This is a genomic window from Agrobacterium genomosp. 2 str. CFBP 5494 (genome assembly GCF_900013495.1).
GTDB lineage: Bacteria > Pseudomonadota > Alphaproteobacteria > Rhizobiales > Rhizobiaceae > Agrobacterium > Agrobacterium pusense.
Window position 1 is genome coordinate 1,698,910 of record NZ_LT009718.1, and the last position, 15,191, is coordinate 1,714,100.

At 59.4% G+C, this 15,191-nt stretch carries 16 protein-coding genes; 9 read left to right on the forward strand and 7 right to left on the reverse strand.

Annotated elements, in window-relative coordinates:
- The first annotated feature begins 92 nt into the window (after positions 1-92).
- The 5 genes from gatB (at position 93) to AGR2A_RS08385 (ending at position 3,954) form a co-directional block, all read left to right on the forward strand.
- Entirely contained in the window at positions 93-1,598 is a 1,506-nt protein-coding gene (gene gatB, locus AGR2A_RS08365; RefSeq protein ID WP_072494910.1) for an Asp-tRNA(Asn)/Glu-tRNA(Gln) amidotransferase subunit GatB, read from the forward strand.
- A gap of 312 nt (positions 1,599-1,910) precedes the next feature.
- Positions 1,911-2,408 (forward strand): GNAT family N-acetyltransferase, encoded by a 498-nt coding sequence (locus AGR2A_RS08370; protein ID WP_006698018.1) that lies wholly within the window; start codon positions 1,911-1,913, stop codon positions 2,406-2,408.
- Positions 2,405-2,878, forward strand: a complete 474-nt coding sequence (locus AGR2A_RS08375; protein ID WP_072494317.1) for a GNAT family N-acetyltransferase — start codon at positions 2,405-2,407, stop codon at positions 2,876-2,878. Before AGR2A_RS08370 ends, AGR2A_RS08375 begins: the two co-directional genes overlap by 4 nt.
- 109 nt (positions 2,879-2,987) lie before the next feature.
- A complete protein-coding gene (locus tag AGR2A_RS08380; RefSeq protein ID WP_072494318.1) occupies positions 2,988-3,386 on the forward strand; it encodes an NADH:ubiquinone oxidoreductase subunit NDUFA12 in 399 nt (132 codons plus the stop codon).
- A gap of 130 nt (positions 3,387-3,516) precedes the next feature.
- Complete coding sequence (locus AGR2A_RS08385) at positions 3,517-3,954, forward strand: DUF2155 domain-containing protein (protein ID WP_004441417.1); 438 nt, start codon at positions 3,517-3,519, stop codon at positions 3,952-3,954.
- Positions 3,955-3,967: 13 nt separating this feature from the next.
- On the opposite strand, the gene aat is transcribed toward AGR2A_RS08385, so the two are convergent.
- The 5 genes from aat to AGR2A_RS08410 form a co-directional block, all read right to left on the reverse strand.
- Positions 3,968-4,582, reverse strand: coding sequence for a leucyl/phenylalanyl-tRNA--protein transferase (gene aat / locus AGR2A_RS08390; RefSeq protein ID WP_072494319.1), 615 nt, complete (start codon positions 4,580-4,582; stop codon positions 3,968-3,970).
- A 6-nt stretch (positions 4,583-4,588) separates the two neighbouring features.
- Positions 4,589-5,935, reverse strand: a complete 1,347-nt coding sequence (gene accC / locus AGR2A_RS08395; protein ID WP_004441425.1) for an acetyl-CoA carboxylase biotin carboxylase subunit — start codon at positions 5,933-5,935, stop codon at positions 4,589-4,591.
- Between the two features lie 12 nt (positions 5,936-5,947).
- Positions 5,948-6,436: an acetyl-CoA carboxylase biotin carboxyl carrier protein gene (accB, locus tag AGR2A_RS08400; RefSeq protein ID WP_004441427.1), complete on the reverse strand. Its 489-nt coding sequence runs from the start codon at positions 6,434-6,436 to the stop codon at positions 5,948-5,950.
- Positions 6,437-6,461: 25 nt separating this feature from the next.
- On the reverse strand, positions 6,462-6,899 hold the full coding sequence (gene aroQ, locus AGR2A_RS08405; protein WP_004441429.1) for a type II 3-dehydroquinate dehydratase: 438 nt from the start codon (positions 6,897-6,899) through the stop codon (positions 6,462-6,464).
- Between the two features lie 125 nt (positions 6,900-7,024).
- A complete protein-coding gene (locus AGR2A_RS08410; protein WP_004441433.1) occupies positions 7,025-7,792 on the reverse strand; it encodes a DsbA family protein in 768 nt (255 codons plus the stop codon).
- A 173-nt stretch (positions 7,793-7,965) separates the two neighbouring features.
- Here AGR2A_RS08410 and AGR2A_RS08415 point away from each other — a divergent pair, with 173 nt between their 5' ends.
- Entirely contained in the window at positions 7,966-9,123 is a 1,158-nt protein-coding gene (locus AGR2A_RS08415) for a pyridoxal phosphate-dependent aminotransferase (RefSeq protein ID WP_006698022.1), read from the forward strand.
- Positions 9,124-9,146: 23 nt separating this feature from the next.
- On the opposite strand, the gene AGR2A_RS08420 is transcribed toward AGR2A_RS08415, so the two are convergent.
- Positions 9,147-9,830 (reverse strand): ArsR/SmtB family transcription factor, encoded by a 684-nt coding sequence (locus AGR2A_RS08420; protein ID WP_042935937.1) that lies wholly within the window; start codon positions 9,828-9,830, stop codon positions 9,147-9,149.
- A 74-nt stretch (positions 9,831-9,904) separates the two neighbouring features.
- Between AGR2A_RS08420 and AGR2A_RS08425 the strand changes: the two genes are divergently transcribed.
- The 3 genes from AGR2A_RS08425 (at position 9,905) to AGR2A_RS08435 (ending at position 11,439) form a co-directional block, all read left to right on the forward strand.
- The gene (locus AGR2A_RS08425; protein WP_004441442.1) at positions 9,905-10,231 is read left to right on the forward strand and encodes an NIPSNAP family protein; all 327 of its coding nucleotides are present in this window, start codon (positions 9,905-9,907) and stop codon (positions 10,229-10,231) included.
- On the forward strand, positions 10,228-10,590 hold the full coding sequence (locus AGR2A_RS08430; RefSeq protein WP_006698024.1) for an antibiotic biosynthesis monooxygenase family protein: 363 nt from the start codon (positions 10,228-10,230) through the stop codon (positions 10,588-10,590). The genes AGR2A_RS08425 and AGR2A_RS08430 overlap by 4 nt, the downstream gene beginning before the upstream one ends.
- A gap of 144 nt (positions 10,591-10,734) precedes the next feature.
- A complete protein-coding gene (locus AGR2A_RS08435; RefSeq protein WP_004441449.1) occupies positions 10,735-11,439 on the forward strand; it encodes an SDR family oxidoreductase in 705 nt (234 codons plus the stop codon).
- 224 nt (positions 11,440-11,663) lie between these two features.
- On the opposite strand, the gene AGR2A_RS08440 is transcribed toward AGR2A_RS08435, so the two are convergent.
- The gene (locus AGR2A_RS08440; protein WP_080822656.1) at positions 11,664-14,558 is read right to left on the reverse strand and encodes an Rne/Rng family ribonuclease; all 2,895 of its coding nucleotides are present in this window, start codon (positions 14,556-14,558) and stop codon (positions 11,664-11,666) included.
- Between the last annotated feature and the right edge of the window lie 633 nt (positions 14,559-15,191).

Below are 15,191 nucleotides of genomic sequence, written 5' to 3' on the forward strand. Positions count from 1 at the left end.
GCCGTCGCGCGACGGGGTGCAAGATGTCTTGCGCCAGCGCTTCATTTGTTCTACCCACCAAGGCCAAAGAACCCGTATATCGTGAGCTTGAGATGACCCTTGTAGACGTGCGCACCCCCGACCCGAAACGCTTCATTCCCGGCGCCACCGGCGATTGGGAAATCGTGATCGGCATGGAGGTGCATGCGCAGGTTCTGTCCAATTCCAAGCTGTTCTCCGGCGCCTCCACCACTTTCGGCAACGCGCCGAATTCCAACGTGTCGCTGGTCGATGCCGCCATGCCAGGCATGCTGCCCGTTATCAACGAGGAATGCGTGAAGCAGGCGGTGCGCACCGGTCTCGGCCTCAAGGCAAAGATCAACAACCGCTCGATTTTCGACCGCAAGAACTACTTCTATCCGGATTTGCCGCAGGGCTACCAGATTTCGCAGTTCAAGGATCCGATCGTCGGTGAAGGCACCATCACCATTTCGCTTGGTCCCGACCGCCAGGGCAATTTCGAGGATATCGAGATTGGCATCGAGCGCCTGCATCTGGAGCAGGACGCCGGCAAGTCGATGCATGACCAGCACCCGACCATGTCCTTCGTGGACCTCAACCGTTCTGGCGTGGCGCTGATGGAAATCGTTTCCAAGCCGGACATGCGCTCGTCGGATGAGGCGAAGGCCTATCTCACCAAGCTGCGCTCCATCGTGCGTTACCTCGGCACCTGCGACGGCAACATGGACGAAGGCTCCATGCGCGCCGACGTCAACGTCTCCGTACGCCGTCCGGGCGAAGGCTTCGGCACGCGCTGCGAGATCAAGAACGTCAACTCCATCCGCTTCGTCGGCCAGGCGATTGAATATGAGGCGCGTCGCCAGATCGCCATTCTGGAAGATGGCGGCGTCATCGATCAGGAAACCCGCCTGTTCGATCCCGGTAAAGGTGAAACGCGGTCCATGCGCTCCAAGGAAGACGCGCATGACTATCGCTATTTCCCCGATCCGGACCTGCTGCCGCTCGAATTCGATGATGCCTTCGTCGAGGCGCTGAAGGTCGATCTGCCGGAACTGCCTGATGACAAAAAGGCCCGTTTCGTCGCCGATCTCGGCCTGTCGGTCTATGACGCCTCGATTCTGGTCTCAGAAAAGGCGATTGCCGATTATTACGAAGCCGTCGCCGCCGGACGCGATCCAAAGGCTGCCGCCAACTGGGTCATCAACGACCTGCTCGGCGCGCTGAACAAGTCGGGCAAGGACATTGAGACGACGCCGGTGTCGCCCGAACAGCTCGGCGGCATCATCGATCTGATCAAGGCCGAGACCATCTCTGGCAAGATCGCCAAGGATCTGTTTGAAATCGTCTGGAACGAGGGCGGCAATCCGGCCGAGATCGTTGAAGCCCGCGGCATGAAGCAGGTAACCGATACCGGCGCCATCGAAAAGGCTGTCGACGAGATCATCGCCGCCAACCCGGATCAGGTCGAGAAGATCAAGGCGAAGCCAACGCTCGCCGGCTGGTTTGTCGGCCAGGTCATGAAGGCGACGGGCGGCAAGGCCAACCCGCAGGCGGTGCAGGCGCTGGTGAAAGCGAAGCTCGGAATCGAGGAAGAGTAAGCGACGGCTGCCTCCCGCTCGAGTAACGGCAGAGGGTCTCCGTCATCCCGGCCTTGAGCCGGGATCCAGCCAGCCCAAGTCCTTGGGCTGAAAAGACTCTTTTCACCGCGCAGACGCGAGTCGGCTGGATGCCGGATCATCCTTGGGCTTGTTCCAGGGACCGGCATGACGGAAGTAATGGTTTTAGTCCGGATTATTCCCGATTAAGCCACACGGTGGGACAAGCCCGAGGATGACGTCCAGCAAGGGCGACTGACATCACTTCTGCCGGGATCCACGCCCGGCATTTCTGTTTCAAGACGGAGCCAGATCATGTTTTTCATCCGCACAGCCAGCCTGCGTGACATCGAGCCGGTCCGGGCGCTGCTCGCGACGACATGGCACGCGACCTATGACGCTATCTACGGCGCGGATAAGGTCAACGAGCTGATCGCAGCCTGGCATTCGCCGCAGGCCATGAAGGACCGCGTCGAGAAGAAGGGTGGCGAGTTCCTTGTTGCCGATGACGGCAAGCGGATCGGCGGCATGGCTTACGGCTCCATGTCGACCAAGATGGCAAAGACGGCGCTGCTCCACCAGCTTTACGTGGCGCCCGATCTTCAGCGGCAGGGCGTTGGCCGCGATCTCTTCGCGGAGCTTGAAACCTGCTTCCCGGACGCGGAAATCATGCGTCTGGAGGTCGAGCCTAAAAATACTGTCGCAATCAACTTCTATGAAGGCGTCGGATTTGTCGAGGTGGACCGAATCGAGCGCATGGCGGGTATCGAGGGGTTGCCCGGCATCGTGATGGAAAAGAGCCTGACCCGATGAATGCGACCCTGGAACATCTAATAATTCGAACGGCCCGTGAAGACGATCTGCCGGCACTCGCCGCCATTTTTGCCGCTGACGAGATCGGCGGCCACGGCGATACGGCGGACGAATCGGCACAGCCCGATTATCTTGCCGCCTTCCGGGCAATCGAGGCATCGCCGAGCGAAACGCTTTACGTCGCCGAACTGGATGGCGAGGTGGTCGGCACCTTTCAGACGGCGATCCTCACCAAGCTCGTCGGGCGAGGGGCCAGGTCTATGGTCATCGAAGCGGTGCAGACAAGGGCCGACATGCGCGGTCGCGGCATCGGCGCGATGATGATCAACTATTGTCTTGATGAAGCCCGCCGTCAGGGCCTGAAAGCCGCGCAGCTCACCTCCAACATGGCCCGGCTGGACGCGCACCGCTTCTACGAGCGGCTGGGTTTCGAGAAGCGGCATCTTGGCTTCAGGATGAAGCTGAAATAGCACTGATATATCTTGAAATGCTGGACAATTGGCGTGAGGGGCGGCATAAGCATGTCTTGTGCCGTGCACGGAAAATCGCTGCGGCGCATTCAAGCCCGAGGAACGTAGAATGAAGACTCTCCTGACGCAAATCTTCACCTGGTGGAACGGCCAGACGATCGGAACGCGGTTTCACACCTGGCGTTTCGGCAAGAAGGTGGGGCAGGACGAGTTGGGTAACACCTATTACGAAGGCGGCACCACCTCCTGGGGCATGCCGCGCCGCTGGGTGATCTATAACGGCTACGCTGAGGCCTCTGCCATTCCGCCCGGCTGGCATGGCTGGATGCACTATCGCACCGACGTTCCGCCGAGCCAGGAAAGGTACGTTGCGCGCGAGTGGCAGAAGCCGCACCAGCCAAACCTCACAGGCTCGTCCAAGGCCTATCGCCCTCAGGGCTCGCTGGCTGTGGCCGGGGAGCGCCCGCGTGTGACCGGCGACTACGACGCCTGGACACCCGGCAACTGAGCTATCGCGATGCGCGGTGTTGTGCAAAACGCCGCGCATGCATCCGGCCTCACCGGTTTTTGCCACATTCCGCCCTTAGGCGTTGATCCGGTCGGCGTCCCGACACAGGCAAATTTTGGAGACACATCGTATGAGGAAAATCACGCGGGACCGTTCTTTGCGTGCGCTGACGGTGACGCTGTTCGCGGCGGTTTCTGCTGCCTTCCTCATCTCGCCCGTCTCCGCCGCCCGGCTTGAAAACCGCGTAGCGGTCTTTTCCGGCATCGACAAGATCACGGGTCGCATCACGTCCTTCGATGTCTATATCGATGAGACGGTGCAGTTCGGCGCGCTTCAGGTCACGCCGAAGGTCTGTTATTCGCGCGACCAGACGGAAGCGCAGAAGATCGACGCATTTGTCGAAGTGGATGAAATCACCCTCGACCGTAAAATCCGTCGCATCTTCACCGGCTGGATGTTCGCCGACAGCCCCGGCCTCAACGCCGTGGAACACCCGATCTATGACGTATGGCTGACGGGTTGCAAACAGGACTCGGAAGTGCCTGCTCCCTCTACGGCAAGCAAATAACCCAAGATAACGTCTAGAAATGCAGACTCGGCCGATTGACGGCGACGTCGAGCATTTTCGCATATTCAAGCTTCGGCACATCGATGGCGCCGAACGTTTTCAAATGCTCCGTCGTGAATTGAGTGTCGAGCAGCACGAAGCCGCTTGCTTTTAATCTCTCCACCAGATGCACGAGGCAAATCTTCGATGCATTGGTGCGACGGGAGAACATGCTTTCGCCGAAGAATGCCGCTCCCAGCGAAACGCCGTAGAGTCCGCCGACAAGCTCCTTGCCTTCCCAGGCCTCGACGCTATGGGCATGGCCGATCTGATGCAGTTCGCTATAAAGCCTGCGAATGGTGGCGTTGATCCAGGTACTTGGCCTGTCCGGGGCCTCTGCGGCGCAGCCCGCCATGACAGCCTCGAAAGCGGTGTTGAAGCGTATGTCGAATGGCTTCTTGCGCATCGCTTTGGCGAGGCTTTTGGAAATGTGGAAGGAATTGAGCGGAATGATACCGCGCACTTCCGGCTCGACCCAGAAAAGCTCGGGATCGTCAGCCGAATCGGCCATCGGGAACAGGCCGGCGGAATAGGCGCGCAGCAGGATATCGACCGTTATGTCGTTATTTCTGCTGCGCCGCCCAGCCATATCGTCTTAGTGAGACGCGTCACCGGCCAGATATTTTTCCAGCCAGTGAATATCATAATCGCCCTTCAGGATATCCTCATTCTGAAGAAGATCCTGGAAAAGCGGCAGCGTGGTCTTGATGCCGTCGACGACGAATTCGTCGAGCGCCCGACGCAGGCGGCGAATGCATTCGTCACGGTCGCGGCCGTGAACTATGAGCTTGCCGATCATGCTGTCGTAATAGGGCGGGATCTTGTAGCCCTGATAGGCGCCCGAATCGACGCGCACACCAAGGCCGCCCGGCGTGTGGAAATAGGTCAGCGTGCCAGGCGAGGGAACGAAGGTGCGCGGGTCCTCGGCATTGATACGGCATTCGATGGCGTGGCCATGGAATTCGATATCGGCCTGCGTGACCGAGAGGCCCTGACCCGATGCGACGCGGATCTGTTCCTGCACGAGATCCATGCCGGTAATCGCTTCCGTGACCGGATGCTCCACCTGCAGACGCGTGTTCATTTCGATGAAATAGAACTCGCCGTTTTCATAAAGGAACTCGATGGTGCCGGCACCGCGATATTTCAGCTTGCGCATGGCGCTCGCGCAAATCTCGCCGATCTTCATGCGCTGTTCAACCGTCAGAGCCGGAGAGTTGGCTTCTTCCAGCACCTTCTGGTGGCGACGCTGCAACGAGCAATCGCGCTCTCCGAGATGAATGGCGTTGCCTTCACCGTCGCCGAACACCTGCACTTCGATATGGCGTGGCTTGCCGAGGTACTTTTCCATGTAGACGGCGTCGTTGCCAAATGCTGCTGCCGCTTCGGAGCGGGCAGTCGCAACCGCCTCTTCCAGATCGGCCTCGGTCTTCGCCACCTTCATGCCGCGACCACCGCCGCCGGCGGTTGCCTTGATGAGGACCGGAAAGCCGATCGTGCGTGCGATTTCCAGCGCGTTCTCAGGCTTCACTTCGCCATCGGAGCCGGGAACCACGGGAATGCCAAGTTCCTGCGCCGTCTGCTTGGCGGTGATCTTGTCGCCCATGATGCGGATATGCTCGGCGGTCGGCCCGATGAAGGTGATACCGTGCGCGTCAAGGATATCGGCAAATTTGGCGTTTTCCGACAGGAAGCCGTAGCCGGGGTGAACGGCGTCCGCACCTGTTATTTCGCAGGCCGCAACGATCTGGTGGATATTGAGGTAGCTGTCACGCGAAGGCGGCGGGCCGATGCATACGCTTTCGTCGGCGAGGCGCACATGCATGGCGTCCGCGTCCGCCGTGGAATGCACGGCGACGGTGGGAATGCCAAGCTCCTTGGCGGCGCGCAGGACGCGCAGCGCAATTTCGCCGCGGTTGGCTATGAGGATCTTCGAAACCATGCTGAACCGCCTTTATTCGATGACCACGAGGGCTTCGCCATACTCCACGGGCTGTGCGTCGTTGACGATGATTTCCACGACCTTGCCGGACTTCGGAGCCGGGATCTGGTTCATGGTCTTCATGGCCTCGACGATGAGAAGTGTCTGGCCTTCCTTGACGGTTGCGCCGACTTCGATGAAGGGGCGGGCGCCAGGGGCTGGCGAGAGATAGACTGTGCCAACCATGGGCGAAGACACGGTGTTTGCCGGGTTGCGTGCCGGTGCAGCGGCTGCTGCCGGTGCAGCAGGGGCCGCGATTGCCGGCGCGGCGGGCGCTGCTGCGGGCGCCGGTGCATAAGCGGGCGGTGCTGCGGCATAAACCGTGGCTGCGGGAGCGGCGCGCGAAACGCGGATGCGCAGGTCATCCTGCTCCACTTCGATTTCCGAAAGGTCGGTATCGTTGAGGATATTCGCGAGTTCGCGGATCAGTTCCTTGTCGATACCCTGTTTCTTTTCAGACATGACAAACCCTATTCTTTGTTTCTTTTTATGCCGTGATGTTTTTCAGCGCGTGAAGCGCCATGACGTATCCATATGGTCCGAAACCACAGACCATGCCCTTCGCTGCCGGTGAGACCATCGATTTGTGGCGGAACTCTTCCCGGGCGTGGATGTTGGAAATGTGCACTTCCACGACGGGCGTGGAAATCGCGCGAATGGCGTCGTGCAACGCGATAGAGGTGTGGCTGTAAGCGCCGGGATTGATGACGACACCCGCCGCCCTTTCTCCCGCCTCATGCAACCAGTCCACGAGCACGCCTTCGTGGTTGGACTGGCGGAATTCCACTGCGAAACCGAGATCGGCACCGGCTTGAAGACAATCATTCTCGATGTCCTTCAGCGTCTTGCCACCATAGATACCCGGTTCCCTTTTTCCCAGCATGTTGAGATTGGGGCCGTTGATGACGATGATGATGTTGCTCATTCACGTTTCCATACGAAAATCAGCGACACCTATAGACTGCGCAGCCGCCAAGGAAAAGCCCCTGCAAGCCGTAAACCGGCCGCCAGGCCGGCATCTCACAGGGAATGCACTTGCTTTTTTAGCAATCAGGAGCAGGTGGCTTTACCGCAGCTGCGCATATTGGCGATTTTCTCCTTCAGCGGGTCGGCACCGACGGCGCCGAAAACCGCCTCGTCGCCGACGATATAAGACGGCGTTCCCGTGATGCCGAGGCTGTTTGCCAGCTTGTAGGTTTCCTGCACCTGCGCATCATTGGGGTTTTCCGCCATCGACTTGCGGATATCGGCTTCCTTGAGGCCTAGCGAGGTGGCGACTTCCATGGCGCTGTCCTCATTCGCCCGTCCGCGGCCGCCGAGGAGCGTGCGCTGGAACTCCGGATATTTGGCCGGCGCCAGCAGCTTCACGGCATTGGAGACCCGATGTGCGGCGACCGATTCCGGTCCGAGGATCGGGAATTCCTTGAGCACGACGCGTATTTTCTTGTCGCTCTTCAGGATGTTGTCCATGTCTCCCATGGCGCGTTTGCAATAACCGCAGTTGTAATCGAAGAACTCAACGAGTGTGACGTCGCCATCGGGATTGCCGAGTGCCAGATCGAATTTCGATTCGAAGATCGCCTTTTTGTTGTCGGCGACCGCCTCTGCCGCCTTGGCGTTGCGCGCCGCATATTGCTTGCGCTCAAGCGCATCCTGAACCTCAAGCATGATCTCGGGGTTCTCGATCAGATACTGCTTGATGAACTCGCCCATTTCCTTCTTCTGCTGCTCATCGAGCGCATGCGCGGGCAGGGAGGCGAATACCGCTGAAAGGGCCGTCACGCTGGCAAGAAGGGTGGAACGGAGAAAATGCGCCATATCGGTCCTCATTCTGTGCGGCCGGAGCCTCTTGAAATCTTATGAAGGCAATTACCTTACTTTAAGCCAAATGCCATACGGCAAAAATACTTGTCCGCATTATGGTCGCATGATTGTGAAGATTGTGATTCTGCGGCAAGTCTCTGAAATACGGTTCAGGAAAGAGCATGCCCTTGATTACGATGTCGAAGCGGAGCGCAGTCGAACCCTTTCACGCCATGGATATTCTGGCGGAGGCGAACAGGCGCAGGCAGGCGGGCCGCCCCGTCATTTCCATGGCGGTCGGCCAGCCCTCCCATCCCGCACCGAAGGCGTCGCTGGCAGCGGCTCAAGAGGCGCTGAAACATGGGCGGATCGGTTATACCGATGCGCTCGGCCTGCGCGAACTGCGGGAGGCGATTGCCGGCCATTACCGGTTGCGTCACCAGGTCGCGATCGATCCGGCTCGCATCGCCGTGACAACGGGCTCGTCAGCGGCCTTCAATCTTGCCTTTCTCAGCCTTTTCGACGCGGGCGATCATGTCGCGATCGCGAGGCCCGGTTATCCGGCCTATCGCAATATCCTGAAGGCTCTCGGCCTCAACGTCGTGGAAGTGCCGGTCACGGCTGAAACCGGCTACACGCTGACGCCGGCAAGCCTGGAGCGTGCGGAAACGAAAGCGGGCTGCAAGCTGAAGGGCGTTCTGCTGGCAAGCCCGGCCAATCCGACCGGCACCGTCACAGGCCGCGAGGCGCTGAAGCGGCTTGCGACCTATTGCGAAAGCCGCGACATGGCCTTCATTTCCGATGAGATTTACCACGGCCTTACCTTCGTCGGCGAAGAGACGAGCGCACTCGAAATTACCGACAATGCGGTGGTCATCAATTCCTTCTCCAAATATTATTGCATGACGGGCTGGCGCATCGGCTGGATGGTCTTGCCGGAAAACCTCGTCCGGCCGGTCGAGTGTCTGGCCCAGAGCCTTTATATTTCCCCGCCTGAACTGTCGCAGCTTGCGGCGACCGCAGCCTTTTCGGCGGCGGAGGAACTGGATGTCTATCGGGAGAGCTATCGCACCAATCGCGATTTCCTGATGGCGCGACTGCCGGAAATAGGCCTGCCGCTGGCATCCCCCATGGATGGCGCGTTTTATGCCTATGTCGATACCAGCCGTTTTTCCAATGACAGCATGGATTTCGCAAAGCGTATGCTGGCAGAAATCGACGTGGCAGCGACACCAGGCATGGATTTCGACCCGGAGGAAGGCCACAGGGCGCTGCGCATTTCTTATGCGGGTTCCGTGTCTGACATTGCCGAGGCCGTTGGGCGTATAGCCGGCTGGCTGAAATAACCGGGTATCATACGCTGGGGAGATCAGGCGGGCGTGCAGCCAAAGGTGCTGTTGAACGCCTTTTCACCCTTGGCAGTAAAGGTCAGCACACGGCCATTTCCGCGCCGCAACCAGTCGCGCTGCTGCATCGCTTCAAGAAGCGATGCGCCAAGCCCGCCGCCGAGGTGATGCCGGCGTTCGCTCCAGTCCAGGCAATGCAGGCAGACCGGGCGGCGGGCCTTTTCGAGCGGCGAAAGGTCTATGCCGAAGTTCGAGAAGAAGTCGCGTCCGCTCTCCGTTAAGGCAGGATCATCACCTAACGTCAGGAGACCCTTTGCGGTAATGGCGGCAAGCAGTGCCACGCCGCTTTCCCCGGCCAGATGATCGTAGCAGATGCGCGCCTCACGAAGCGCCTTGTCCTTCGGCCCGGTGCGCACACGTACCGCGCCAGTGCGTTGGGCAAGCCCCATCAACGCTTCCAGAACCTGCGCCACATCCTCATCGGAGAGGCGGAAATATCGATGTCGACCCTGTTTTTCCGCTTTCAGCAATTGTGCGTCCGAGAGCTTTGACAGGTGACCGCTGGCAGTTTGCAGGGTCACACCCGCGGCTTCCGCGAGCTCGCTCGCTGTCAGCGCGCGCCCGTCCATCAGCGCCGTCAAGATGTTGGCGCGGGCAGGATCGCCGATAAGGGCGGCAACATTGGCAATCACGGGTCCGTCTTTCATGCTTCGATGGTAACCGAAGCATCGAGGCATGGCAATGGCGTAGAAGGGAGAGGCAGAACATGAGGAGACAAACGATGCTGACCTGTTTCATCCGCTACGAGATCGATCCTTTCAAGGTCGATGCCTTCGAACGCTATGCCCGCAACTGGGGAGAGGCGATCCCGCGTTGCGGGGCTGATCTGATCGGTTATTACGCGCCGAAGGAGGGATCGAGCACCATTGCCTACGGTGTCTACAACATCGAAAACCTCGCCGCGTACGAAGCCTATAGGGCGCGGCTCGCCGCCGATCCGGCCGGGCAGGAAAATTATGAATTCGCGCGCCGCGAACAATTCATCCGTCGCGAGGACCGACTGTTTCTGCGCCTCGCATCCGCCCCCCATGCGGGAGCCGGACGATGATCGCCGTGATTTTTGAGGTCTGGCCAGCTGCAGGCGAGAAGCAACATTATCTGGATATAGCCGCCGGCCTGCGGGCAGAACTTGAAACCATCGACGGTTTCCTCTCCGTCGAGCGGTTTCAGAGCATCGGCAATCCCGAAAAGATGCTCTCCTTGTCGTTCTTCCGTGATGAGGAGGCGGTGAAGGCGTGGCGTAACACCCTGCCTCATCGCGCCGCCCAGTCGCTCGGCCGGACTGGCGTCTTCTCCGATTACAGGTTGCGTATCGCGCATGTGATGCGTGACTATGGTTTGCAGGAGAGGGAGGAAGCACCGGCGGATAGCCGGTCTGCTCACCCAACGGGTGTCGGCCCGGGCTGACGCATCAGCATCAATTTTTCTGCATGCCTCGACAAGCCTTTCTGGTTCGAACTCGTCTTGGAAACCCGTTAAAGATGAGACAGTTTAAGCTGAAGAAGGACCGCCATACGGGCTGTCCGTCAGACCTGGAATGGGAGAAAAGCGATGTCGGCAGAAAAAGTGGCGGTGGTGACGGCAGGCGGCAGCGGCATGGGAGCTGCCGTTGCGAAACGCCTGGCCGCGGATGGTTACAAGCTCGCTATCCTGTCGTCTTCTGGCAAGGGAGAGGCGCTGGCGAAAGAGTTGGGCGGCATCGGCGTTACCGGTTCCAACCAGTCCAATGAAGACCTGCAACGGCTGACGGATCTGGCGCTTGAGAGATTCGGCCGTATCGACGTGCTGGTGAACAGCGCCGGCCATGGCCCGCGCGCCGCCATCCTCGATATTACCGACGAACAATGGCATACCGGGCTCGATGTCTACCTCATGAACGTCATTCGCCCGACGCGCATCATCGCCCCGGTCATGGTAAGGCAGAGGGCGGGCGCGATCGTCAACATCTCGACTGCCTGGGCTTTCGAACCGAGCAGCATGTTCCCCACATCCGCCGTGTTCCGCGCCGGCCTTGCCTCCTACACCAAGATTTTTGCCGATACCTACGCAGCCGATAATGTCCGCATGAACAATGTCCTTCCCGGCTGGATCGACAGCCTGCCGGCGACGGAAGAACGCCGCGAAAGCGTTCCGATGCAGCGTTACGGCAAGAGCGAAGAGATCGCCGCCACAGTGGCATTTCTCGCATCTGAGGGGGCAGGATATATTACCGGCCAGAATATCCGCGTGGATGGTGGTCTCACGCGGTCTGTCTGAGGGTTGGCCTCTCCCACTCCTCATCCCGTGCCTGTTAAAGAGATCCAGCCCAGGTCTTTGGGCTGAAAGGACGCTCCCGCCGCGGGCATGCGTTGACTGCGTTCCTGTGACAAGCATGGAATGAGGAAATGTCAGTGGCCCTAAACGGGCCCGTTCTTTGCACCGATAAAAGAAAACGCCCGCAACATCGTTGCGGGCGTCTTTTATCCAAAATGTAGCTTCTCTCAGAAGAAGCCGCGGCGCTGCCACCAGCCGCCCTTGCGCGGCTTCGGCTCATCGCCATCGGGATTGGGAGACGACGACGTAACCACCGGCTCCGAAGTCGAAACATTGCTGCCCCTGTTCGCGCGGACCTTTTCTTCGCTCGCCGGTGCTTCCGCCTGCGGAGCGACATCGGCCGACGCTTCGCCTGCTTCTTCAACAGCGACATCCACGACAGTTTCCTCAACGATCACCGGCTCCACCGTTTCAACGGCTTCGGCCTTCGGCGCTTCTTCGGTTTCCGTCTTGGCCTTCGCCTTGCGGGTACGGCGCGGCTTCTTCGGCGCTTCCTCTTCCACGACGTCGGCAACGACACCTTCCACCACTTCGGCTGCGGTCGCCTCTTCGGTTACCGGTGCCTCAGTTACAGGCGCTTCGTCGCTTTCGCTTTCGCCTTCGTCCTCAGCGCCGGAAGCGTCGAGAGCTTCGTCCTCTGCACGATTGCGGCGACCGCCTCGCTTCCCGCGGCGGCGGCGCTTGCGCTTGCTTTCCTCTTCGGAGGTTACAGCTTCCGCAGTGCCGTTTTCGGTCTCAACCCCATTGTCATCGGTGTCGATCCCGTCGTCATCACCCTCGGCATCGTCGCCGTCAGCGTCGTTGCCGGAACCGGCCTCAAGCGAGCCGTTCTGGTCGTTCTGACCGCCCTTGCCACGACGGCGGCGACGGCGCTTGCGCTTGCGCTTGCCTTCTTCGCCATTGTCGCCCTGCTGCTGCTGACGGGGCTGGGCGCTTTCGGTCTTGACGATTTCTTCCTCGTCTTCGTCCTCTTCCACCTCGGCGACAAAATCGTCTTCTTCTTCCACGAAGTTCGGCAGCATCTGGATGAGGCTTTCGATCTTCACGGGATTTTCGACGGCTTCACCGCGATCGATGGCGAAATGCTGGGCGCCGACGCCGGAGTCGGCGGCAATGATGATCGACACGCCGAAGCGGCCTTCATAATCGACAATCGTGCCGCGCTTGTGGTTGAGCAGATAGAGCGCCGTTTCCGGCGTGCAACGCACGGTGATGTTGTGGGTGGTGTTGCGCAGCAGATATTCCTCGACACCACGCAGCACATGCAGCGCGATGGAGGATTCCGAACGCACGTGACCCGTGCCGCCGCAATGCTGGCAGACCTGCGTGGTCGATTCCAGCACCGAAGCGCGAATGCGCTGGCGCGACATTTCCAGAAGACCGAAATGCGAGATGCGGCCGACCTGGATGCGCGCACGGTCGTTCTTAAGGCAGTCCTTGAGCTTCTTCTCGACGGCGCGGTTGTTGCGCTTTTCTTCCATGTCGATGAAGTCGATGACGACAAGACCGGCAAGGTCGCGCAGACGCAGCTGGCGTGCCACTTCTTCCGCAGCTTCCAGGTTGGTCGTCAGCGCGGTTTCCTCGATGGAATGCTCGCGTGTCGAACGGCCGGAGTTGACGTCGATGGAGACCAGCGCTTCGGTCTGGTTGATGATGAGGTAGCCACCGGACTTCAGCGTCACCTGGGGCTGCAGCATGCGGTCGAGCTGCGCTTCGATGCCGGAGCGCGAGAAGATCGGGTGAATGTCGCGGTAAGGCTGAACAACCTTGGCGTGGCTCGGCATCAGCATCTTCATGAAGTCTTTCGCTTCACGATAGCCTTCTTCGCCGGAAACGATGATCTCGCTGATATCCTTGTTATAGAGATCGCGGATCGAACGCTTGATCAGCGAGCCTTCCTCGTAAACGAGGCAGGGAGCCGTGGAATTCAGCGTCAGCGTGCGGACGTTTTCCCACAGGCGCATCAGATATTCAAAGTCGCGCTTGATTTCGACGCGGGTGCGGTTGGCGCCTGCGGTGCGCAGAATGACGCCCATACCCTGCGGCACTTCCAGATCGCGCGCGATTTCTTTCAGACGCTTGCGGTCACTCGGCTGGGTAATCTTGCGGGAAATACCGCCGCCACGCGCCGTATTCGGCATCAGCACGGAGTACCGGCCGGCCAGCGACAGATAGGTGGTGAGTGCGGCACCCTTGTTGCCGCGCTCTTCCTTGGCCACCTGCACGAGAAGGATCTGGCGGCGCTTGATGACTTCCTGGATGCGGTATTGTTTGCGCGGCTTGCGGGCAACGCGATCCGGAACTTCTTCCATGGCGTCTTCGGCGCCGACGGATTCGATCACTTCCTTTTCGTGATGATCGTCATCGTCGTCGTCATCATCGTCATTGCCGCGGCGAAGACCTTCGACTTCCTCGGAAATCGTGTCGGTATCGACCATCGCGGCCATTTCACCGCCGGTGCTACCATCGTCTTCGGAAGACGCGTCTGCTGCCTCGGCTGCGATTTCTTCGGCTGTCTTCTTCTTGGCGCGGGGGCGGCGAACGCGCTTCTTCGGCTTTTCTTCCTCTGCCGGCGCTTCTTCCGCGACGACTTCGACGGCCGCTTCTTCGGAAACCGCTTCCACGACGGGTGCAGCTTCTTCCGTCACAACGGTCTCAGTGGTTTCGCTTGCGGAAACAATGCCGACATCCGGCTGATCCACCTGCGAAAGGTCGATCATCGGGGCGGCGGGCTCAGGCGCATCGGCCGATTCGAAATCGTCGCTGCGGCGATGATCCTCGGCTTCCGCTTTCAGCAGGGCCTGACGATCAGCGAGCGGGATCTGGTAATAATCCGGATGGATTTCCGCGAAAGCGAGAAAGCCGTGACGGTTTCCACCGTAATCCACGAAGGCCGCCTGGAGGGAGGGCTCAACGCGGGTGACCTTGGCAAGGTAGATATTGCCGCGGATCTGTTTTTTGTGTTCCGATTCAAAATCGAATTCTTCGATCCGGTTCCCACGGACAACGACTACGCGTGTCTCCTCTTCGTGGGAGGCGTCGATAAGCATTTTGTCTGCCATGTAAGCTGTGCTCCTCGGCGCAGCCTTGTTTTATACGAGAACAGGCCCGCCACACGGACGAGCCTTTCATATGAGTGCAAGGATGTGCCGGAAATGAAGTCTCCTGCCGGGCGTCTGTAAACTGGCAGCATCCGGACCGACGGCGAGGCGCTTGGCCTGCTCCTGGTATCCGGTTCATGTGAAAACTGCTGCGACATCATTGGCCAGGCGGAACGACAATAATATATAGACCCCTTGGGGTCCGATGAATTTGCTCTCCTCAGAGCGGCGGTGGCAGCGCCACCGGGTAGGTCTCCGGCCACGGCCGGAATTGATCGAGTTTCAGGATAAATGTAACGACGGCAGATGATTGCCCGATTTGCAGCGCCAGCGTCTTTTTCGATTGGCAGCCGGCGGGCATCTATCCCGTCAACACTTTTAACCCTCATCCATGTTGTATGTTTTCTCTGTCATAATAGCAATAGGCTGGCTAAATATGCCATATTGTTGGTGGAATTTCCGGGTTAACAATTGGTTCACCAAGGCCTGCGATGGTGAGGCGCAAACGCGCAAATTGCCGTCCGGCGTGGTTGAAACGGCACCGTTCCGGGTGTTTTGCCGCGCCGGTTATCGAAAATGACTGAAATACGGAAT

What these genes read in the sequence shown, in the direction of transcription:
- gatB (WP_072494910.1), top strand. Translation starts at nt 93, where the DNA reads ATGACCCTTGTAGACGTGCGCACCCCCGACCCGAAACGCTTCATTCCC.
- AGR2A_RS08370 (WP_006698018.1), top strand. Translation starts at nt 1,911, where the DNA reads ATGTTTTTCATCCGCACAGCCAGCCTGCGTGACATCGAGCCGGTCCGG.
- AGR2A_RS08375 (WP_072494317.1), top strand. Translation starts at nt 2,405, where the DNA reads ATGAATGCGACCCTGGAACATCTAATAATTCGAACGGCCCGTGAAGAC.
- AGR2A_RS08380 (WP_072494318.1), top strand. Translation starts at nt 2,988, where the DNA reads ATGAAGACTCTCCTGACGCAAATCTTCACCTGGTGGAACGGCCAGACG.
- AGR2A_RS08385 (WP_004441417.1), top strand. Translation starts at nt 3,517, where the DNA reads ATGAGGAAAATCACGCGGGACCGTTCTTTGCGTGCGCTGACGGTGACG.
- aat (WP_072494319.1), bottom strand. Translation starts at nt 4,582, where the DNA reads ATGGCTGGGCGGCGCAGCAGAAATAACGACATAACGGTCGATATCCTG.
- accC (WP_004441425.1), bottom strand. Translation starts at nt 5,935, where the DNA reads ATGGTTTCGAAGATCCTCATAGCCAACCGCGGCGAAATTGCGCTGCGC.
- accB (WP_004441427.1), bottom strand. Translation starts at nt 6,436, where the DNA reads ATGTCTGAAAAGAAACAGGGTATCGACAAGGAACTGATCCGCGAACTC.
- aroQ (WP_004441429.1), bottom strand. Translation starts at nt 6,899, where the DNA reads ATGAGCAACATCATCATCGTCATCAACGGCCCCAATCTCAACATGCTG.
- AGR2A_RS08410 (WP_004441433.1), bottom strand. Translation starts at nt 7,792, where the DNA reads ATGGCGCATTTTCTCCGTTCCACCCTTCTTGCCAGCGTGACGGCCCTT.
- AGR2A_RS08420 (WP_042935937.1), bottom strand. Translation starts at nt 9,830, where the DNA reads ATGAAAGACGGACCCGTGATTGCCAATGTTGCCGCCCTTATCGGCGAT.
- AGR2A_RS08425 (WP_004441442.1), top strand. Translation starts at nt 9,905, where the DNA reads ATGCTGACCTGTTTCATCCGCTACGAGATCGATCCTTTCAAGGTCGAT.
- AGR2A_RS08430 (WP_006698024.1), top strand. Translation starts at nt 10,228, where the DNA reads ATGATCGCCGTGATTTTTGAGGTCTGGCCAGCTGCAGGCGAGAAGCAA.
- AGR2A_RS08435 (WP_004441449.1), top strand. Translation starts at nt 10,735, where the DNA reads ATGTCGGCAGAAAAAGTGGCGGTGGTGACGGCAGGCGGCAGCGGCATG.
- AGR2A_RS08440 (WP_080822656.1), bottom strand. Translation starts at nt 14,558, where the DNA reads ATGGCAGACAAAATGCTTATCGACGCCTCCCACGAAGAGGAGACACGC.